Here is a 20127-nt window from a genome sequence, read left to right as displayed (position 1 = left end):
TATTTTAACTTGATTTTAAAAGGTCTATATTTTTTTTTATATCTCCATTATTGTTTTTAAATATAGTTGTTCCAGATACTAAAATGTTTGCACCAGCTTCTATTGCTAATTTATTATTATCAAAATTAATTCCACCGTCAATTTCGATATCAAAATCTAAATTTTTTTGATCCCTTATTTTTTTTAATTCTTTTATTTTTTCTAAAACTTCTGGCATAAACTTTTGTCCTCCAAATCCAGGATTTACACTCATAATTAGAACTAAATCGATCCCGTTTAATAAGTCGGTTATTAAATTAATTTTAGTTTCTGGGTTTAAAGAAACACCTACTTTTTTTTTTAAACTTTTAATATGGTCAATAGAAACTGCTAAATTTTCAGTTGCTTCTGGGTGTATGGTAATAATATCTGCTCCAGCATCAGCATAATCTTTAATATATTTATGCACAGGAGAAATCATTAAATGAACATCAAATGGTAGTTTTGTGTATTGTCTTAAAGCCTTAATGATTGGAGGTCCCATTGTTAAATTTGGAACAAAATGGCCATCCATCACATCCACATGGATCATATCAGCACCACCTTCTTCTAGTCTTTTAATTTCATTGCCCAATTGACTAAAATCAGCAGATAAAATTGAAGGTGATATTTGTATTTTTTTCATCGATTACTAATATTAGTAGTATCAATTTTATTTTTAATTTGAATTAATTATTTGCCAAAAATACGATAAATTTCTGAAGCAATTTCGCTTTCTAGAGGAAAAGATAACATTCCCATGACAGAATACCCTAGTAGGTAGGGCATAAGGTAAAATCTAATCATATAAAAAAACCAGGCCACGTAAAGAGGAACAAGAGGACCTATAATAAATGAAGGAGTAATAGGTTTAAATAAACGAATTAATGGATTTGTTAATTTTACAAAAGCCTTCATAAAAAAAAATTCTGAGTTTTCTCGTTGAAAAATATTCATCGCAACTCTTCCAATTAGAGTCCACATTATAACACCTAAAATATAATCAATTATAAGAATAAAGGGATGAATTTCTGGCATAAATATAAAAAGGAATTTTGTTTAAAAATTTACTAAGGGGCGAAATAAATCGCCCCTTAGTAATAAATTTAATTAGTGTTGTTTTCCAAGTATCGTTTTACCACTTGGAATACGAAGCTCGTCAATCATATCTTGAGTAGCTCTGTCTGGCGCTTTTGTTAGTAAACTAACAACTACCATAGAAACTAAACTAACTAACGATCCAAAGATACCGAATGTAAGTTGAGTAATACCCCAGAATCCAGCTCCACCAGTACGTACCCAAATTAGATACCAAGTACCAGCTGCTAATCCTAGAAGCATTCCTGCAACAGCACCAGGACCATTCGCTCTTTTCCACCATACACCTAGTACAAGTGGGAAGAACAATCCTGACATCGCAAAGTCAAAAGCCCAGATTACTGAACCTAAGATACCTTGGATACCCATTGCGGCAATAGTTGCTCCAGCAAAACCAATTATTACAAGTAATACCCTTGCAACAATTAATCTCTTCGCAGCTTCTGCTTTTGGATCAATGATCTTGTAGTACAAGTCATGAGACAAAGCATTTGCGATTGCTAAGATCAAACCATCAGCAGTAGACATGGCAGCAGCCATACCTCCAGCAGCAACTAGACCTGAGATTACATAAGGTAATCCAGCAATTTCTGGAGTAGCTAATACAACAGCTTTACCACCCATGAAAAACTCATTTAATTCAAGAGTTCCATTTCCGTTAAAGTCGCTGACAAACATCAGGTTAGCTTGGTTCCAGTTTTGATACCAATCTATCGCTTGAACCTCAGCTATCGATTTACCAATAATCCCTGTTGAAAGTGTTGGATCAATCAGTGATAATTTTGATAATGTAGCTAACATTGGCGCAGTTGAGTATAAAATAAAGATGAAAAGTAGCGACCATGCTACAGATCTTCTAGCTGATTTTACACTTGGAGTAGTAAAGTATCTCATCATAACGTGAGGCAAAGAAGCTGTTCCTGCCATCATACAAATTGCTAGAGAAATAAATCCCCAGTTTGTTCCATTAACTGATGAGTGTGCTTTAGTTATTCCAGCCAAACCTTTTGGTACTGTAGCTAAGTCTGCAGCTGAGTTTTTAACAAACCCAAACTGACCTTCTAGTTCAGCAATTCTAGCTACTTCATCTCCCAACATTAAATGTGGGAAGAATCCAGCACCCATTTTATTACTGATCCAGAATACAGGAAGCAAGTAAGCAATAATTAAAACTATATATTGCGCAACCTGTGTCCATGTAACCGCTCTCATTCCACCAAGCATAGAGCAAAGCAATATACTTACTAATCCAACGTACACAGCAACCTCAAAAGGAATATCTAAAGCTACCGCAGCGATAGTTCCTGTTGCATTGATTTGTGCAGTCACATATGTGAATGAAGCTACTGTTAATACTAGTACTGCAGAAAGTCTTGCTCCATTACCACCATATCGTGTACCAACAAAATCTGGAACTGTGTAACAGCCAAATTTTCTTAAGTAAGGTGCTAGCAAAGTAGATACAAGTATATAACCACCTGTCCATCCAACTAGTAGTGCCATATATCCATAGCCCTTAAAGTAAATACCACCTGCCATTGCAACGAATGATGCACCAGACATCCAGTCTGCTGCAGTAGCCATTCCATTAAATACAGTGGGTACTTCTCTTCCTGCTACGTAGTACGCGTCCGTTTGAAGTGTACGTGATAACCAACCGATTATCGCATAGATAGCAATGGTGAATACAACAAAAGAAATTCCTATTGCTTTTGCAGACATCCCCATTTGTTCAGCAATCGCCATCAGTATTATGAATCCTATAAAACCACCTGTATAGATTCCATAAACTTTTGGTAGATTGTCTATAAATTTACCTTTTATCATTAGCTATCCTCTCTTTCAGTGAAACCAAACTCTTCATCTATCTTCTCTTGTCTACCTGCAAACCAGAAATTCAAAATTACAAATGCTAATAATGAACCCTGACATGTCATATAATATGACAATGGGTAACCAAAAGGTCTGAAGCTAGATGCTTCCATTTCAGTTCCGAAAAAAAAGATGCCAATCGAGAATACAAACCAGATTGCTAAAGTAACAAACAGTAGCCCCCTAGTTTTTTCCCAATGTTTTGCTTTATTTGACATTTTACTCTCCCTATATAGTTAAGAAAGAAACCTTAACCATAATGAGATAGATTGAAAGCCTTTAAATAGGTCGAATTAGAGCCATTTTTGTAATATAAACCTTAAAAAAAGTAGGTAAAATTGCTCAAATATAAACTTAAAATAAAAGACATAAAACTTGAAGATTTTAGAGTTTATTTATTTGCTTTGTTTAAAGGAGTTCTTCCAAAGAAAAAAATCAAGAATATAGAAGACCTTACACCGTTTATTCAAACAAAATCAGCCTGGGTGTCACAAGTAACTTTATATAATTACTTAAAAACAAGAATGGGAACTAAGTGGGTATTACACTTTGATGATGAAATATTTTTAGCATCCATTAACAAAGCTAAATGGAATATTTATTCTATAGCACTTCAAGATCTTACTTTTTATAGCCTATCATATTTGAATGTTTTTTGTAATTATAAGGACATGAGTAAAGCAAATGAAATTTATGATGAAATTTTGAACAAAGAAACAAAAAATGAAATGCCGGAAGAAATTATTTTACAAGCAAAAGAAAAATTTAAAGAACGATTAGAAAAGATTGATTGGAATACATATTATAAATCTTGGCCATTTAATGAAAGTGCTCTAGCCTTATATAAGTGGGCACCAGTGGCTGAAGAATTAAAAATTTTAGATAGAAAGATTGTATTAAATTCTATGATCTTAAAATGGGAAAATATTGAAAAAGAATTTAAAGAATTAATTAAAATCTAAATATTTTTTCTATTATCAACTAAGCTTTGAACAACACTTGGGTCAGCTAAAGTGGATGTGTCACCCAATTGATTATGTTCGTTAGCAGCAATTTTTCTTAAAATTCTTCTCATAATTTTTCCAGATCTAGTTTTAGGTAGTCCAGGTGAAAAATGAATAATATCAGGTGTTGCAAGTGCTCCAATTTGTTTTCTTACCCAAAGTTTTAAATCTCTTTCAAGATCTAAATCTGATCTTTCCCCAACATTTAGAGTTACATAGCAATATAGACCGTTACCTTTAATATCGTGTGGGTATCCAACTACAGCTGCTTCAGCAACTTTTGGATGAGCAACAAAAGCACTTTCTATTTCGGCAGTTCCAAGGTTATGACCAGAGACAATAATTACATCATCTACACGACCAGTTATCCAGTAGTAACCATCTTTATCTCTTTTAGCACCATCGCCTGTAAAGTATTTTCCATCAAACTGAGAAAAATAAGTATCAATAAACCTTTGATGATCACCATAAACAGTTCTCATTTGTCCAGGCCAAGATTGAGAAATACACAATCTTCCTTCACCAGCTCCCTTAATTTCTTTTCCATTTTTATCAACTATAGAAGGCTTAATTCCATAAAAAGGTTTACTTGCAGAACCAGGTTTTAAATTCATAGCTCCTGTTTGAGGACTAATTAAAATTCCACCTGTCTCTGTTTGCCACCACGTATCAACAATGGGACATTTAGAATTTCCAATTATTTTGTAGTACCACATCCAAGCCTCAGGATTAATAGGCTCTCCAACAGTTCCTAATAATTTTAAAGATTTTCTTGAAGTTTTCTTAACAGGTTTATCACCCTCTCTCATTAAAGCTCTAATAGCAGTTGGTGCTGTATAAAAAATATTAACTTTATATTTATCAATAATTTGCCACCATCTTGAATTGTCAGGGTAGGTTGGAATTCCTTCAAACATTATTGTTGTTGCACCATTAGCAAGAGGACCATAAATAATATAACTGTGACCAGTAACCCAACCAATATCAGCCGTACACCAATAAATATCTTTTGGTTTGTAATTAAAAATATATTGATGGGTCATAGATGCATAAACCATGTAGCCACCCGTTGTATGTAAAACTCCTTTTGGTTTTCCAGTAGAGCCAGATGTGTAGAGAATAAATAAAGGGTCTTCCGCATTCATTTCTTCGGGTTCACATTTATTTGACACATCTTTAATTAAATCGTCATACCAAACATCTCTTCCTTTAACCCAATCAACCTTGTTTCCAGTTCTTTTTACAACAATACATTTTTTAACATCTGGACATTTTCTTAACGCTTCATCAGTGATAGCTTTTAGAGGAATGGTTTTACCCCCTCTAACACCTTCATCTGCAGTAATGATATACTGTGACTCGCAGTCATTAACTCTACCAGAAATAGAGTCTGCTGAAAATCCACCAAAAATAATAGAGTGAACTGCACCAATTCTAGCACAAGCTAGCATTGTTACTGCAAGTTCTGGAATCATAGTTAAATAAATTGTAACTCGATCACCTTTTTTAATTCCTAGTTTTCTTAAACCATTTGCAGCTTTAGAAACTTCAGTATGTAATTGTTTGTACGAAATCTTTTTAGTATCTTTTGGATCATCACCTACCCAAATAATAGCTGTTTTATCTTTTTTATCCTTAAGGTGGCGGTCTATACAATTGGCAGAAGCATTTAATGTTCCGTCTTCATACCATTTAATCTTAACTTCTTTTTTGCTATATTTTACGTCCTTAATTTTTTTGTATGGTTTAATCCAAGTGATTCTTTTTCCTTCAATCTTCCAAAAGTCATCATTTTTTTTAATCGAGTCAGAGTATTTTTTTTGATATTTTGCTTTATTTACTAGAGCACTTTTTACCCACTCAGGTTTAGTCTTTATAATTAATTCTTTTTCTTGAATTTTTTTTAAAACTTTTTTTCTAATAGGCTTTATTTTTTTTTTAGGCATGAATTTTTTTATTTAAATACTACTCATCTTATTTAAAATTTTCCAGCTTTTAGAGTCTATGGGCATAACAGATAATCTGCTTTGTTTAATAAGTGATAAATGGCTAAGAGACTTGGTTTTTTTAACCTCTTCAAGAGTTACACTTTTCTTTAATTTTTCTTTAAACTTTACTTGAACAGCTACAAATCGCCCATCTTTGTCAGTTTTATCTAAGAAAGCTTCTTTAATAACCTCAACTATACCAACAATTTCCTTACCTATATTTGAGTGATAAAAAAAACAAAGGTCTCCTTTTTTCATTCCTCTTAAATTTTTAGCTGCTTGATAATTCCTTACCCCATCCCAAGGAGCACCCTTAGCACCAGCTTTTTTTTGTTGGTCAATTGACCAAACGTCAGGTTCAGATTTCATTAACCAGTATTGCATCTAATTGTTTTCCCAGAGTTTATTTATTTTTTTGAACATAGCACTTTCGTTTTACATCAATTAAAACAAATGTGTACCATACGATAGTATGTATTAATAAGCGCCAATCAATAGTTATTATTGATTTATTATTTTAATGAATTTATCAATTTGTTTTCAACAAGCAATCCATTTGCATATGTTAAAAAATCGCCAGGTATGTTATTCTTAAAGCATGTTTTGCAATTAAGATCATTAAATTTTTCTTTATTAAATATTACATGTAGAAAAGCTTTATTTACATTTGAAAAAGGATTTCCAAAATTCAACCTTTCTCCTTTATCAAAAGATACTCTAATAATGTCACTTAGCTTTTTTGAAAGATTTTCTGCTTTTTCAAAATTATTTTCCTCTACTTCTTTTAATATTTCTCTCAAAACCTTGCCAAAACAATTTGCTGTGCTTAATAAAAATCCATCATATTTACCTCTTGGTTTAATATGATCAAAATAGTTTTTCTCTGCACCTCTTAAAAATTTTAAATCTCCAAAATCAATTTTTGAATCAATAACTTTGTCTTCATCACTTGTATCTTTAAATAAAACAATTCTCTTTTTAAATTTATCTTTTAAATACTTTAAAGTTTCTGGTTTAATCTCACACTTAACAACTTGTGGTAATTGATAGATGGAAATTGGCAACAATGTATTTTCAATAATCTTTTCAAAATGTTTAATAATTCCGTTTTGAGTTATTGTCTCATTTACTGGTGCACATAAAGTTAATCCAAAAAAGCTTGCTTCACACGTATGATCAGTTAAATAATCTTCAATAAGCTTAGCCCTATGTAAAACTTCTTTGGTCGTATTACCAAATGCACCAAATAATATTTTGTTTTGATCAGTTAAAAAATTTTTTTCAGTTAATATTTCAAGCCAATCGTTTATTAATTTATCACTTAATATCCAACCATCCCCTGTAGTTCCGCATACCAAGAATTGTTTTACACTTGGCTCTAACCACTTCATGTGTTTTTTTATAAGTGCTTTATTTAATCTTAAATTATCAGCTAATTCGTAGTGCGTAAGAATGGGAGCCCACAAAGGGTCAAAATTGTTCATGACGTGAAAATACATTACTTAAAAAATAAATATTATCTAATATTGCTAATTATTAGTTGATTTTTAATATATTATATTAAATATTATAAAATTATTAATAAAAATTATTAATTATATGGATTTGCTTGATAAAAAAATAATAAAAATACTAAAAAATAACAGCAAAGCTACGCTTCAAACAATAAGCGATCAGATAAATTTAAGTATTGCCCCTACCGCAAGAAGAATTAATCAACTTGAAGCAAAAGGTATAATTAAGAATTATACAGTAAATATTGATGAAAATTCTTTTGGTTACAAGTTTCCAGCCTTTATTTTTATAAGCTTAGAAAGACAACAGTCTAAAAACTTTGATAAATTTGAGGAAAAAATATTGAGTTTTCCAGAAGTAGTTGAATGCTGGTTAATGACAGGAACTAAAGATTATCTTATTAGAATTGCCGTAAAGGATGTGGAAGAATTTGAAAACTTTTTAACAAAAAAACTTACTGTTATTGAGGGTGTTTCATCGGTAGAATCTTCTATACCGTTGCGTCGTGTAAAATCTGATCATGCTAGAATTTATTAAAAAAGTCACACTATGCGATGTACCATACATAGATATTTATTAATGGCCGTCAATCAATGCTGTTTATATATTAAATAAAGTAAAAAGCTGGTAGGAGTCTGTGGAGTCTTGCTGATGTACTGTAAGCTTTGGTTTCATTAGCCGGTACTGCACTACAGTTTTACTCCAGCACCTTTTAAAAAAGCAGCATCTACATCTAAAGGCCATCTAGGTTTTGCGGGACTATCTAATTCACTAAACTGTTTTAACTTAAATTTCTCTAATCCAACCATTGCAATCATTGCAGCATTATCTCCACACAAATTAATAGGTGGAAATATTGCTTCAAAATCTTCTTCTTTACAAAGATTAGTTAGAACCTCTCTAATTCTTTTGTTTGCAGCAACACCACCCGCAACTACAAATTTATTTTTATTTGTTGTGTTCATTTTTTTAAACTCTTCAAAAGCAATTTTACTTTTCTTATATAGTATTTCTTCAATTGTTTTTTGAAAAGATGCTGCAAGATCATATTTTTCTTGTTCAGTTTTTATTTGTTTTGATATTTTTAAAACAGCAGTTTTTAAACCTGCAAATGATAAATTACATCCCCCTTTATGAAAAATTGGCTTGGGTAATTCATATTTATTGGGATCACCTTTTTTTGCATATACCTCAATTTGGGGCCCACCAGGAAACTCTATTCCCAATAACTTTGCTGTTTTATCAAATGCTTCACCTACAGCATCATCAATAGTTGTTCCTAATCTTTTATAATTTCCTAACCCCTGAACGCTTAAAAATTGAGTATGGCCTCCAGAAATTAAAAGTAATAAGTAAGGATAGTTTAATTCAGAATTTAGTTTTGGACTTAACGCATGTCCTTCTAAATGGTTAACAGCTATAAAAGGTTTGTTGAGAGAAGAGGCCATTGCTTTCCCAAAACTTAAACCAACAGATAGACAGACTATAAGACCAGGTCCTGCAGTTGCTGCTACCGCATCTAGGTCCTCCATTTTTACTCCACTTTCATCAAGTGCTTTTTTTGTGATTAAATCTATTTTTTCCATATGAGATCTCGCAGCAAGCTCGGGCACAACTCCGCCAAACTCTTTATGAACATCTACTTGACTCGAAACTATACTTGATAAAATTGTTGGCATACCTAGCTCATTTTCAGTTATGATGGAGGCAGCCGTTTCATCACAGCTTGATTCAATTCCTAAAATTATGGGTTTTTTATTCATTAAATTAGTTTTTATTAATAATACATTCTCAATATAAGTATGAAGTATAAAGCAATTAAATGAAAAATAGAAAAATTATTATAGGCTCTAGAGGTAGCAAATTAGCACTAATCTATGCAGAAAAGGCTAAAGAAAAAATTCTCAAACATTCAAAAGATTTTGGAATTGAAGAAGTAATCATTAAAGAAATCGTAACCAAGGGTGATCAAGTTCAAGACAAAAGATTATCTGAAGTAGGTGGTAAGGGACTTTTCTCAAAAACTATAGAGGTTGAATTATTAGAAAAAAAAATAGATATAGCTGTGCATGCGTTAAAAGATATGCCGTTCTGAAGAAACTAAAGGACTGTTAACAGATTGTTTTTTAGAAAGAAATGATCCAAGGGAAATTTTAATTAGCAAAGATAATAAACATCTAAAAGATTTAGCTCCAAATTCAATTATTGGAACATCTTCTTTTAGAAGAGAATTTCAGATTAAAAAAATAAGAAATGATCTTGATTGTAAATTAATTAGAGGAAATGTTGATACAAGAATAAGAAAACTTAACGAAAATTTATATGATGCAATTATCTTATCTTATGCTGGAATTGATTCTTTAGGATTAAATCAAAATATCTCTCAAACTTTTTCTACTTCAGAAATTATACCTTGTGCAGGACAAGGAGTTATTGCTTTGCAATGTAGAAATAGTGACGAAGAGTTAATTGAGCTATTAAAACAAGTTGATCATCAATCAACACACAGTACAATAAAAGCTGAAAGAAATATTTTAAAGGTTTTAGAAGGGGACTGCGAAACAGCAGTAGGAGCATTTGCTAGTATTGAGGGCAATAAAATTATTCTTGAAGTTGAGCTTTTTTCACTAGATGGCAGTAAAAGATTTCATTTAAAATCATCTGAAAGTATAGACAAAGCAGAAGAATTGGGAATAGAGATGGGAGAAACTCTAAAAAAGATGTCTAATAATTCTTACAAAAAATAATATGCATATTTTATTCACACGACCCTTAGAAGATTGTCATGAAATGATATTAAAATTTCAATCATTGGGTCATGAAATATCTCATTTACCTTTAATTAATATTGAAGGTCTGAAACATGAAGTTCCAAACTATCCTGAGTTTAAAGGAATTATTTTTACTAGTGCTAATGCTATTAAATTTTTGGATATAAAGAACATTGATAAAAAATTAAAATGCTTTTGCGTTGGAAACGCTACAGAAAAAAAAGCTAGAAGTGTTGGTTTCCAAAATGTTTTTGCAGCTGAGGGAAATGTAAATAATCTTAAGGAATTAATCTTACAAAATTTCAAATCTTCTGAAGGAAAGTTAATTTATATAAGTGGAAAAATAATCTCTAGCGATTTAGATAAGGAACTTATTTCGAGTGGGTACACAATAGAACGATTAATTAATTATAGAGCCAACGCGATCGAAAAATATGATGAAGGCTTTATCGAAAAACTGAAATTGAAAATGCCTGAAATCACTTACATTTATTCGCAAAATAGTGCTATTAATTTTTTAAAAGTAATTAAAAATTATCAGCTAGAAACCTTATGGATGAATACTAATTTGATGTGCATTGGAGAAAAAACCTCTTCAATTCTTAATGAAATTAAATGGAAAAAAATTTTTCTTTTTAACCCTGGAGAAGAAGAATTTTTGCTATATAAAATTTAATTATGGACATATTTAGTAATTTTAGTGACCTGTTTATTTCTGTTTGGTCTAAAGGAATTCGTGGAGTTGATATTTTTCAAATACTAATTGGTATTGGAATATTTTTTATTTTTTTAATTTTTAGAGGAATAATAAGTAAAGTTATTATTAAAAGATTAGAAGCAATTTCAAAAAGAACTACAAATAAATTAGATGACACATTCGTCCATGCAATGGAAGGGCCAGCTAGATTTTTACCAATTGTTCTAGGTTTTTTTATTGCAAGTTATTATATGTCTTTTGCAGATGATGGCAGAGCTATAGTTGATACAATTAATCGAACATTAATTACAATTTTAATATTCTGGGTTATCCATCAAATTATTGAACCAATTTCATATATTTTAAGTGGGCTAGATAAAATGTTAACCCGTGAGTTAGTGGGATGGATTATAAAATCCTTAAAGATTTTAATTTTTATTCTAGGGTTAGCAGCTGTTCTTGAACTTTGGGGAATAAAAATTGGACCAATTATTGCAGGACTTGGTTTATTTGGTGTTGCTGTTGCTTTAGGTGCACAAGATTTATTTAAAAATTTAATTTCAGGGATTTTAGTTTTAGTAGAAAAAAGATTTAAAATTGGAGATTGGATATTAGTAGAAGGTATCATTGAAGGGATTGTTGAGAAAATTGGTTTTAGATCAACAGTTTTAAGAAAGTTTGATAAATCTTTAGCTATAATTCCTAATTTTCAGTTTGCTGAAAATGCAGTTATCAATATTAGTGAGACAACTAACTGGAGAATAGATTGGGCAATAACACTTCAATATGACACTACTGTTGATCAGCTAAAAAAAATAAGAGATGAAATTGAAGGCCACATTAATAAAAATGATGATTTTGATAAAGCTGTAGGAGTTGCGGTTAGAGTTGAAAAATTTTCAGATAGTTCGATTGATATGAGGGTTAGATGTTTTACTACTTCTAATAGTTTTTCAACATGGTTGGAGGTTAAAGAAAAACTTGCAATTGAAATAAAACAAATTGTTGAAGGAAACAAAGCAGCTTTTGCTTTCCCAAGTCAGTCAATTTATATTGAGAAAAAATGATAGCCATTTTTTACTTAGCTCTTCAAATATTAAAGCTTTATTCTTATGTGGTAATTGCAAATGTAGTTATCAGCTGGCTTGTTTCTTTTAATATTATAAATACTCAAAACAGGTTTGTTTATTCAATATTAGAAATGACTTACCGATTAACTGAGCCAATGCTTAATAGAATAAGACGATTTCTCCCTAACTTAGGATCATTAGATATTGCACCAGTAGTACTACTGTTGTTGATTTGGTTTATAGAAATGTGTATGAAACTCTACATTGCACCAATGATTTTTTAGGGAAATTTATGATCTTAATAGATGGAAAAAAAATAGCAGCTGAACTTAGAGAAGATCTTAGAAGAGAAGTTGTAGAGTTAAAAGCTAAACATAATAAAATTCCAGGACTTACAGTAATATTAATTGGAGATATGGCTCCTAGTCAAATTTATGTTCGTATGAAAGAAAAAGCTGCGGATGAAGTGGGGTTAAAATCTGAAGTAATTAGATATCCAGAAGCTGTGGAAGAAAAAACAGTATTAGATAAAATTGAAGAATTAAATAAAGATGAAAGTATTTCAGGAATTTTAGTTCAATTGCCTTTACCAAAACACATCGATAAGCAAAAAGTTATTGAAACTATTTTGCCAGGTAAAGATGTTGATGGGTTTCACCCAATGAATGTTGGTAATCTTTCATCAGGCTATGAAAGCTCAGTACCTTGTACTCCGTTAGGATGTTATTTAATGATTAAAAAAATTGAACCAAATCTAAGTGGAAAAAAAGCAGTTATGATTGGTAGATCAAATTTAAATGGCAAGCCAATGGCACAGTTACTTTTAAAAGAAAATTGTACGGTTACGATAACCCATTCAAAAACTAAAGATTTAAAAGCAGAATGCTTGGAGGCAGATATTATTGTTGCAGCGGTTGGTATTCCAGAGCTTGTAAAAGCAGACTGGGTTAAAAAAGATGCAATCGTAATTGATGTTGGAATAAATAAAACTGAAAACGGTATAGTTGGAGATGTTGCTTTTGAAGAAGTGTCAAAAGTTGCAAGGGCTTTAACACCTGTTCCAGGTGGAGTAGGGCCAATGACTATTGCCTGCTTGCTAAAAAATACTATTGAGTGTTTTAAAAGAACTCAAAAATAAAAATTTTCCATTTCCCTCTAATAATTCCTTAACATTTGAAAAAGGAAATATTTATTTTTTATTAATTTTTCCTATGACTATCTTACAAATAAATAACAAAAAATGACCAGTCATTATTTAAGTAACTTTGAAGTGACTAGTAAGCTTATAATTAGTTGATAAAAGATTATTTATGTCCATATGCACCAAAACAAAAATTTAATTAAAAAAACAACATAAATGATAAAATTTTTAATTTTCTTATTCTCAATTATTATTTATAACTCTTCAATAATGGCTATAGAAAAAAAACCTTATCATCATTTACCAGATGGAACTTTTAGAAATCCAGAAGGATCGCCAGTTAGAACTAGCCAAGCCAAGTTCTCATACACACAATTCATTAAATTGAAAAAGAAAATAGACATGAATGTTCCAAAAAAACATGTTGTAGCTAAAGAGAAAGTTTTATCTGATTTAGAAAAGTATAAAAATGAAGATTATATTGCTTGGATTGGTCATGCTACATACTTAATTAAGTTAGGAGACACAACGATTATAACAGATCCTGTATTCTCTAAAAATGCAGGACCTTTAATTTTTGGCCCAGATAGATTTACTGAGCCTGCCTTAAATTTAAATGAAATTCCAAAGACTGATTTATTATTATTAACACATAATCATTATGATCATCAAGATATGGGAACCATTAGAAAGTACCCGTTTAAAAATACAAAAGTTTTAGCACCTCTAAATCTTGGAAAATATTTTACAAAAAATAAATTTAAAGATGTATATGAAATGGATTGGTACGAAGAAATTAAAGTTAATGAGGATATAAAAGTAACATTACTCCCAGCTGTTCATTGGTCTAAAAGAAGCCTAACGGATATGAACAAAACACTCTGGGGTAATTTCTTAATTGAATATAAGGGTAAAAAAATCTTATTTGCTTGTGATACTGGTTACGGAAATATTTATAAAGAATTAGGTGAAAAATATGGTCCAATTGATTTAACAATGATTAATATTGGAGCTTATGACTTTAAGCCTATGTTTGATAAATCGATTTATCACACAACGCCAGAAGAAGCTTTAAATGTAGCTAAAGATTTAAGAAGTAAAAAGGTTATGGGAACACATTGGGGAACTTTTGTTTTATCTTTAGAGCCAATTATGGAACCACCTATACGATTTAAAGCTAGTGCAGAAAAATATGGTTTTAAAAAAGAGGATGCTATTATCTTTAAAATTGGAGAGATAAACTCTTTAAAAAATATATTATCAAATTAAGATTATTTTTTTTCCATTAACCATAAAGCATTTTCACTTAAGAAAAATATTTTACCATTAGATGGATGAACTTGAATATCCCTTATTCTTCCAACATTGTTTTTAAATACAAGATCTTCTTTAACATTAGTTAGATCATTAAATATTAATTTTCTTAAAGATTTATCTTTTAAAGAAGTAACTAGCGCATGCCCATTCCATTCTTTAAACTCATTTCCTTTGTAAATTGTAATAGCACTAGTAGCTATAGAAGGTACCCAATATTGAATTGCTTTAGTAAAACCTGGCTTCCATTTAGGACCTATCTTTGTTCCTGAATAATTCTTTCCACCCCAGCCTAAAATTTTCCATCCATAATTTTCTCCTTTTTTGGCCTCTCCAAACCAATCACCACCTCTTGCTCCATGATTACTTAAATATATTTTTCCATCATAATTGGAGAGTGTTAAACCCTGCGGATTACGAACACCTATTTGATAAATTTCAGGTAACCAGTTTTTCTTACCTTCAAATTTTGGATTATCTTTTGGAATACTACCGTCAGTATGAATTCTAATAATACTACCAGGATGTTTTGTGGGGTCTTGAGCAATCATACCTTGGCCCCTTTCACCAGCTGACGCATAAATATAATCATCCTTAATCGCTAATCTTGAACCAAAATGATAACCAGAATCTATAGGAGGGTTTGCTTGAAAAATATTTTTAAAATCTAATTCTTGTTTATTTAATTGTGCTTTTGCAATTGATGTACTTGTTTTTGAATCTCCCCTATCTTCCGAATAAGAAATCCACAGAGTATTATCTTGGTAAATAATATCTAATAAGCCACCTTGGCCGACTTCTAAAAAATTAAGATTATGTTTAATCTCTATAACTTCTTTTGAAACAACATTAACAATTTTAATTTTTCCACTTTTTTCAGTAATAATGATTTCATTATCATTAATAAATGAAGACCCCCAAGGTTCATTTATTTCTATTATTTTAGTGAATTTATAATTTTCAGAATAACTATTTGATGAAGAAAAAATTAATAAAAAAACTAAATAAAATAAGGCTTTCATAATAAATTTTTATAATTCAAGATTGTTTGATTTAAAAGAATATTGTACTTTATTATCTTATTATTCAAATATGAAAAAATTATTAATTATTTTTTTATTAATTCCAACTTTAGCTATTTCCGGAACTTTTATAAATGAAGATCGTGAATTTGTTTTAAAAACAAGTTCTAAAAGTGGATTTAAGTTTCATAAGAATTCTATGGGGCATAACGATTATAACTTTCAATACATCAAAGATAAAACAAAAGCACGTGCTGGAAAATACTATCAACGATTTGAAGTAAGAGATGGTGATTGTTTTGGAAATGATGGTTGGAATGATTGTAAAACTAATCGAGAAAGAGTTGAGTTTTCAGGAAAGCCATCACAACGTCCTAAAAATATAAAATGTTATGGATATAGCTTGATGCTATCTAAAGATTTTATTGATGTTTACCCCACAAATACAGATTTGGGTCAAGTGCACCAAAAAGGTGGCCCATCTGGAACTGCTGGTGGTCTTCCTTCTTACCCACCTTTAATTCAAATTGGGGCACGTCAAGGATATTTGTTTTTTAATTGGCATGAACTTAGTGGTTCAGCAAAAAATGTTATTGATGAGTCAAGATATCATAGATTAAAACCCTTAAAAGATATGAAAGAAGTTTGGACGGATATCTCTTTTTGTTTAGATTTTAAAAATAAAAGAATGGATGCATGGGTAGACGGCATCAAGAAAGTGGAAATCTTAAAATCTCCAATTTTTTTTAAACCAAAAGAAATATATTTTAAACATGGTATATATCGTAGCTTTATTAGTAGGTACAAACAACGTAACGACGGCAAAATGCCAACTCAAATTGTTTTCTATGATGAAGTTAGAAGAGGAAATTCAATTGAAAAAGTGGATGTCAATATAAATCCAAAGCTTAAACCTGTTGATTAAGATAATTTAGATCTTCCACCATCAACGGCAATTACTTGCCCAGTAATCCAAGAACTATCTTCAGTAATCAAAAATTTTGCAAGTGCTGCGGAATCTCTTCCTTCACCCAATCTTTTAAGAGGATGTGCTTTAGCAATACCCTCCGCAATCGCAGGATTTTTTAACATTGGTTCTGCGATTTTAGATTTTGATAAACTGGGTGCAATACAATTTACCCTAATATGTGGAGCAAACTCAGCAGCCAGTGTAACAGTTAACCCCTCAACTGCAGCTTTAGCAGAAGCAATAATTGTGTGATTAGTAAAACCTCTTTGAGCGGCAACAGTGGAAAATAAAACTACTGAACCTTTGTTCTTTTTTAAACTTTCCTGAAATCCTTTTATAGCTTCAATGGCTGAATAAAGGTTTAGTTTCATACATTTATTCATATCTGCTTCTGTAACCATTCTTAATGGTTTTAAATCAATAGATCCTACACAGTAAGCAATACCCTTAATTTCATTAACATCTGATTTTACTTTTTCTATAAATCCATCTTCTAAAACGTCAGCAACTGTATGTGAGCAGCCTAATTTTTCTGCAATAGCTTTAACTTCAATTTCATTTCTTGCTACAAGATGAATATCATTGCCTGAATTCTTTAATTGTTCTGCTAAGCTAGAGCCTACAGAACCTGTCGCACCAAAAATAAGATATTTTTCTGACATATAATTTTTATTTAGTTATATTTAACTATGAAATTGTTTTTTATACTTGGTAATCAATTATTTCCATTAAAATACGTAGACCGCTTCAAAAAGGACCACTCTTTTTACATGGCAGAAGACTACGAGCTATGTACTTATGAAAAGCATCATAAGCAAAAGATACTGCTATTTCTATCTTCTATGAGGTCATATGCAGATATGCTTAAGGTGAATAAATACAAAGTTGAATATTCTAAAATTGAGGACAAGGATTTTAAAGACACTTATTTTAAGAAATTAAAAATTATCATTGATAAAAAAAAAATTACTGAAATTTCAAGCTTTGAGGTTGAAGATAAATTTTTTGAAAAGAAAATTTCGCAATTTTTAAAAAAAGAAAAAATTAACTGGAATATTGTTCAAACTCCAATGTTTTTAAACTCAAGAGATGAGTTTAAAAGTTATTTAGCAAAATCAAAAAAACCTTTTATGGCAACATTTTATAAGGAGGTTCGTAAAAAATCTGGAATATTAATGGGAGCCGATGGAAACCCTATTGGAGGTAAATGGAGTTTTGATGAAGATAATAGAAATAAATTACCAAAAGATATATCAATACCAAAATTTCCAAAAATTAACGAAACTAATCATACTAAAAAATTAAAACCAATTATTGAAAAATTATTTAAAGATCATCCTGGAAGTACAAATAATTTTTGGTTAGCAACAGAATACAGTGATGTGGTTAAACTTTTAGATTTTTTTATTAAAGAAAAATCAAATTTATTTGGTGACTATGAGGATGCCGTTAATCAAAAAGATAATATTCTATTTCATAGTGCATTAAGTCCGTACATTAATTTAGGATTGATAACTCCTGAAATTATTATTCAAAAAATTTTAGAATTTCATAAAAAACACAAAATTAGAATGAACTCGCTTGAAGGTTATATTCGTCAGATAATAGGCTGGAGAGAATTTATACGTGGAATTTATCAAGGTTACTCTGATGAAATGGAAACTAAAAATTTTTTCAAACATGAAAGAAAAATGAAAAATTCTTGGTATGAGGGCACAACGGGTTTACCCCCATTAGACCATGCAATTAAAAATGCTGTTAATCATGGCTGGTCTCACCATATTGAAAGATTGATGATTTTATCAAATATAATGAACCTTTGTGAGGTGAAACCAACAATTGTTTACAAGTGGTTTATGGAGATGTTTGTGGATTCATCTGACTGGGTGATGGTTCCTAATGTTTATGGAATGGGCTTATTTAGTGATGGAGGTATTTTTGCAACAAAACCATACATTTGTGGATCAAGTTATTTTATGAGGATGATGGATTTTAAAAAAGGGGAATGGTGTAATACGATGGATGGTCTTTATTGGAGATTTATAGATAGAAATAGAAAATTTTTTTTAAAGAACCCCAGACTATCAATGATGGTTTATGTTTTTGATAAAATGAAAGATGAAAGAAAGAAAATGATTTTATCAGAAGCAGATAAGTTTATTGTGAATAATACAATTTAAGATGCAAGATTTAAAGATTATTCAGGACTTAAAAAAAATTTGTAAGACTTCAAGTTATAAAAAAGACAAAGAATTAATCAAAAAACATAGTTCTGATTGGAGAGGTAGATTCTCTAAAAATGCTTTAGGTGTAGCATTTCCCACTTCAACTAAGGAGGTCTCTAAAATTATAAAATATTCAAATAAAAAAAATATCAAGCTTATTCCACAGGGTGGAAACACAGGATTGGTTGGAGGAACATCACCCACTCAAAACAAAAAAGAAATAATTATAAATTTTGAAAAAATGAATAAAATAATTGAAATAGATAAAGAAAATAGATGCATAGAGGTAGAAGCTGGAACAATTATTGATAATGTAATTTCTGCAATAGATAAAGAGGACTACTTATTTCCTTTAAAAATGAGCTCAACAGGTTCCAGTCAAGTCGGAGGCGCAATTGCTACGAATGCTGGAGGAATTAATGTTGTCAAGTATGGCTCTATAAGACAAAATATTTTAGCACTAGAGGTTGTTCTTGCAAATGGTGAATCTTTAAAATTAGGTTCAAAAGTTATTAAAGATAATACAGGATATAATTTGAAAGATCTTTTTTGTGGTTCAGAAGGGACACTAGGCATCGTTACGAAAGCAACCTTTAAGATATATCCAAAGCCTAAAGATCATATTCATTGTTTTATTTCATTTAAAGACTTAAGTGATGTTTTGACTATAAGTAATTTTTTATTAAATGAATTTGATGAAAAAATTGAAAGTTTAGAATTAATTCCAGATTTATCTTTTGAACTTTGTATTAAGCATAAACTTTTAAAAAAAAGTTTTTTTCAAAAAAAAAGTAAATATTATTTGCTTTTAAAGCTATCATTATTTGAAGATAAAACTATTTTTATGAATAATTTTGAAGAAATAGTATCAAATTTATCAGATAAGTTTGATGAATTTCTAATTGCTCAAAATGAAAATCAATCTAATGATTTTTGGAAGTTTAGAGAAAGCTTAACTGAAGCACAAAAACTTGATGGAAAGCTTATTGGTTTTGATATTTCTATACCAATAAATAATATGAATTTATTTTTTAAAGAATCAAAAAAAGAATTAAATAAGATATTACCTAATATAAAATTTCATACATTTGGGCACTTGGGAGATTCAAACATTCATTTTAATCTTATTGAACCAGATAATTTTAAAAAAAATTTTTATAATTATGAAAAAGCATTTAAAAATGAAATAAATAAAATATTAATTAAGGTTAAAGGATCAGTTAGTGCTGAACATGGAATTGGGTTACTTAAAAAAGATGATTTAAAAGAAACAAAATCAGCATCTGAGATAAGAATTATGAAAAAAATTAAAAAATTGTTTGATCCAAAAAATATTTTAAATCAAAAAAAAATTTTTTAAAAAATATTAGCAATAGTTTATGTTTTTTATAAAATGAAAGATGAAAGAAAGAAAATGATTTT

Annotated in this window: 22 protein-coding genes; 12 read left to right on the top strand and 10 right to left on the bottom strand. The window is 30.1% G+C overall.

Annotation, left to right across the window (positions count from 1 at the left end):
• Positions 1-4 precede the first annotated feature (4 nt).
• The 4 genes from rpe to ABXT72_RS07020 form a co-directional block, all read right to left on the bottom strand.
• On the bottom strand, positions 5-664 hold the full coding sequence (rpe, locus tag ABXT72_RS07035; RefSeq protein WP_415278230.1) for a ribulose-phosphate 3-epimerase: 660 nt from the start codon (positions 662-664) through the stop codon (positions 5-7).
• Positions 665-711: 47 nt separating this feature from the next.
• Positions 712-1056 carry a hypothetical protein gene (locus ABXT72_RS07030; protein WP_415278229.1) on the bottom strand — a complete coding sequence of 115 codons (345 nt, stop codon included), beginning with the start codon at positions 1054-1056 and terminating at the stop codon, positions 712-714.
• A gap of 72 nt (positions 1057-1128) precedes the next feature.
• Positions 1129-2943 (bottom strand): sodium:solute symporter family protein, encoded by a 1815-nt coding sequence (locus ABXT72_RS07025; RefSeq protein WP_415278228.1) that lies wholly within the window; start codon positions 2941-2943, stop codon positions 1129-1131.
• Positions 2943-3206, bottom strand: a complete 264-nt coding sequence (locus ABXT72_RS07020; protein WP_271492987.1) for a DUF4212 domain-containing protein — start codon at positions 3204-3206, stop codon at positions 2943-2945. The genes ABXT72_RS07025 and ABXT72_RS07020 overlap by 1 nt, the downstream gene beginning before the upstream one ends.
• A 120-nt stretch (positions 3207-3326) precedes the next feature.
• Between ABXT72_RS07020 and ABXT72_RS07015 the strand changes: the two genes are divergently transcribed.
• A complete protein-coding gene (locus ABXT72_RS07015; RefSeq protein ID WP_415278227.1) occupies positions 3327-3950 on the top strand; it encodes an esterase in 624 nt (207 codons plus the stop codon).
• On the opposite strand, the gene acs is transcribed toward ABXT72_RS07015, so the two are convergent.
• The 3 genes from acs to ABXT72_RS07000 all read right to left on the bottom strand — a co-directional run bounded on the left by acs (position 3947) and on the right by ABXT72_RS07000 (position 7464).
• Complete coding sequence (gene acs, locus ABXT72_RS07010) at positions 3947-5938, bottom strand: acetate--CoA ligase (RefSeq protein WP_415278226.1); 1992 nt, start codon at positions 5936-5938, stop codon at positions 3947-3949. The genes ABXT72_RS07015 and acs overlap by 4 nt on opposite strands.
• Positions 5939-5950: 12 nt before the next feature.
• The gene (locus ABXT72_RS07005) at positions 5951-6364 is read right to left on the bottom strand and encodes an EVE domain-containing protein (protein WP_415278225.1); all 414 of its coding nucleotides are present in this window, start codon (positions 6362-6364) and stop codon (positions 5951-5953) included.
• Between the two features lie 128 nt (positions 6365-6492).
• A complete protein-coding gene (locus ABXT72_RS07000) occupies positions 6493-7464 on the bottom strand; it encodes a dihydrodipicolinate synthase family protein (RefSeq protein WP_415278224.1) in 972 nt (323 codons plus the stop codon).
• Between the two features lie 115 nt (positions 7465-7579).
• Between ABXT72_RS07000 and ABXT72_RS06995 the strand changes: the two genes are divergently transcribed.
• The gene (locus ABXT72_RS06995; RefSeq protein WP_415278223.1) at positions 7580-8032 is read left to right on the top strand and encodes an Lrp/AsnC family transcriptional regulator; all 453 of its coding nucleotides are present in this window, start codon (positions 7580-7582) and stop codon (positions 8030-8032) included.
• A 152-nt stretch (positions 8033-8184) separates the two neighbouring features.
• On the opposite strand, the gene tsaD is transcribed toward ABXT72_RS06995, so the two are convergent.
• On the bottom strand, positions 8185-9258 hold the full coding sequence (gene tsaD / locus ABXT72_RS06990; RefSeq protein WP_415278222.1) for a tRNA (adenosine(37)-N6)-threonylcarbamoyltransferase complex transferase subunit TsaD: 1074 nt from the start codon (positions 9256-9258) through the stop codon (positions 8185-8187).
• A 59-nt stretch (positions 9259-9317) separates the two neighbouring features.
• Here tsaD and ABXT72_RS06985 point away from each other — a divergent pair, with 59 nt between their 5' ends.
• From ABXT72_RS06985 to ABXT72_RS06955, 7 genes are all read left to right on the top strand, one after another.
• Complete coding sequence (locus tag ABXT72_RS06985) at positions 9318-9590, top strand: hypothetical protein (protein ID WP_415278221.1); 273 nt, start codon at positions 9318-9320, stop codon at positions 9588-9590.
• On the top strand, positions 9577-10242 hold the full coding sequence (gene hemC / locus ABXT72_RS06980; protein WP_415279176.1) for a hydroxymethylbilane synthase: 666 nt from the start codon (positions 9577-9579) through the stop codon (positions 10240-10242). The genes ABXT72_RS06985 and hemC overlap by 14 nt, the downstream gene beginning before the upstream one ends.
• A 1-nt stretch (position 10243) precedes the next feature.
• Positions 10244-10942: a uroporphyrinogen-III synthase gene (locus ABXT72_RS06975; protein ID WP_415278220.1), complete on the top strand. Its 699-nt coding sequence runs from the start codon at positions 10244-10246 to the stop codon at positions 10940-10942.
• Positions 10943-10944: 2 nt separating this feature from the next.
• Positions 10945-12030 (top strand): mechanosensitive ion channel family protein, encoded by a 1086-nt coding sequence (locus ABXT72_RS06970; protein WP_415278219.1) that lies wholly within the window; start codon positions 10945-10947, stop codon positions 12028-12030.
• Complete coding sequence (locus tag ABXT72_RS06965) at positions 12027-12317, top strand: YggT family protein (RefSeq protein ID WP_415278218.1); 291 nt, start codon at positions 12027-12029, stop codon at positions 12315-12317. The genes ABXT72_RS06970 and ABXT72_RS06965 overlap by 4 nt, the downstream gene beginning before the upstream one ends.
• Positions 12318-12325: 8 nt before the next feature.
• Positions 12326-13171 carry a bifunctional 5,10-methylenetetrahydrofolate dehydrogenase/5,10-methenyltetrahydrofolate cyclohydrolase gene (locus ABXT72_RS06960; protein WP_415278217.1) on the top strand — a complete coding sequence of 282 codons (846 nt, stop codon included), beginning with the start codon at positions 12326-12328 and terminating at the stop codon, positions 13169-13171.
• 219 nt (positions 13172-13390) lie between these two features.
• Complete coding sequence (locus tag ABXT72_RS06955; RefSeq protein ID WP_415278216.1) at positions 13391-14443, top strand: MBL fold metallo-hydrolase; 1053 nt, start codon at positions 13391-13393, stop codon at positions 14441-14443.
• A gap of 2 nt (positions 14444-14445) precedes the next feature.
• Here the strand turns inward: ABXT72_RS06955 and ABXT72_RS06950 are convergent, their stop codons facing one another.
• A complete protein-coding gene (locus ABXT72_RS06950) occupies positions 14446-15510 on the bottom strand; it encodes a PQQ-dependent sugar dehydrogenase (protein ID WP_415278215.1) in 1065 nt (354 codons plus the stop codon).
• Positions 15511-15580: 70 nt separating this feature from the next.
• Between ABXT72_RS06950 and ABXT72_RS06945 the strand changes: the two genes are divergently transcribed.
• Positions 15581-16435 carry a heparin lyase I family protein gene (locus ABXT72_RS06945; protein WP_415278214.1) on the top strand — a complete coding sequence of 285 codons (855 nt, stop codon included), beginning with the start codon at positions 15581-15583 and terminating at the stop codon, positions 16433-16435.
• On the opposite strand, the gene ABXT72_RS06940 is transcribed toward ABXT72_RS06945, so the two are convergent.
• Positions 16432-17142 (bottom strand): SDR family NAD(P)-dependent oxidoreductase, encoded by a 711-nt coding sequence (locus ABXT72_RS06940; RefSeq protein WP_415278213.1) that lies wholly within the window; start codon positions 17140-17142, stop codon positions 16432-16434. The genes ABXT72_RS06945 and ABXT72_RS06940 overlap by 4 nt on opposite strands.
• Positions 17143-17169: 27 nt before the next feature.
• Here ABXT72_RS06940 and ABXT72_RS06935 point away from each other — a divergent pair, with 27 nt between their 5' ends.
• Both ABXT72_RS06935 and ABXT72_RS06930 read left to right on the top strand, forming a co-directional pair.
• Entirely contained in the window at positions 17170-18660 is a 1491-nt protein-coding gene (locus ABXT72_RS06935; protein WP_415278212.1) for a cryptochrome/photolyase family protein, read from the top strand.
• Between the two features lies 1 nt (position 18661).
• Positions 18662-20065 (top strand): FAD-binding oxidoreductase, encoded by a 1404-nt coding sequence (locus ABXT72_RS06930; RefSeq protein WP_415278211.1) that lies wholly within the window; start codon positions 18662-18664, stop codon positions 20063-20065.
• Positions 20066-20127 lie beyond the last annotated feature (62 nt).

It is taken from the genome of Candidatus Pelagibacter sp. Uisw_094, assembly GCF_047729535.1.
Classification (GTDB): domain Bacteria; phylum Pseudomonadota; class Alphaproteobacteria; order Pelagibacterales; family Pelagibacteraceae; genus Pelagibacter.
This window is presented reverse-complemented; position numbering and strand designations above follow the sequence as displayed.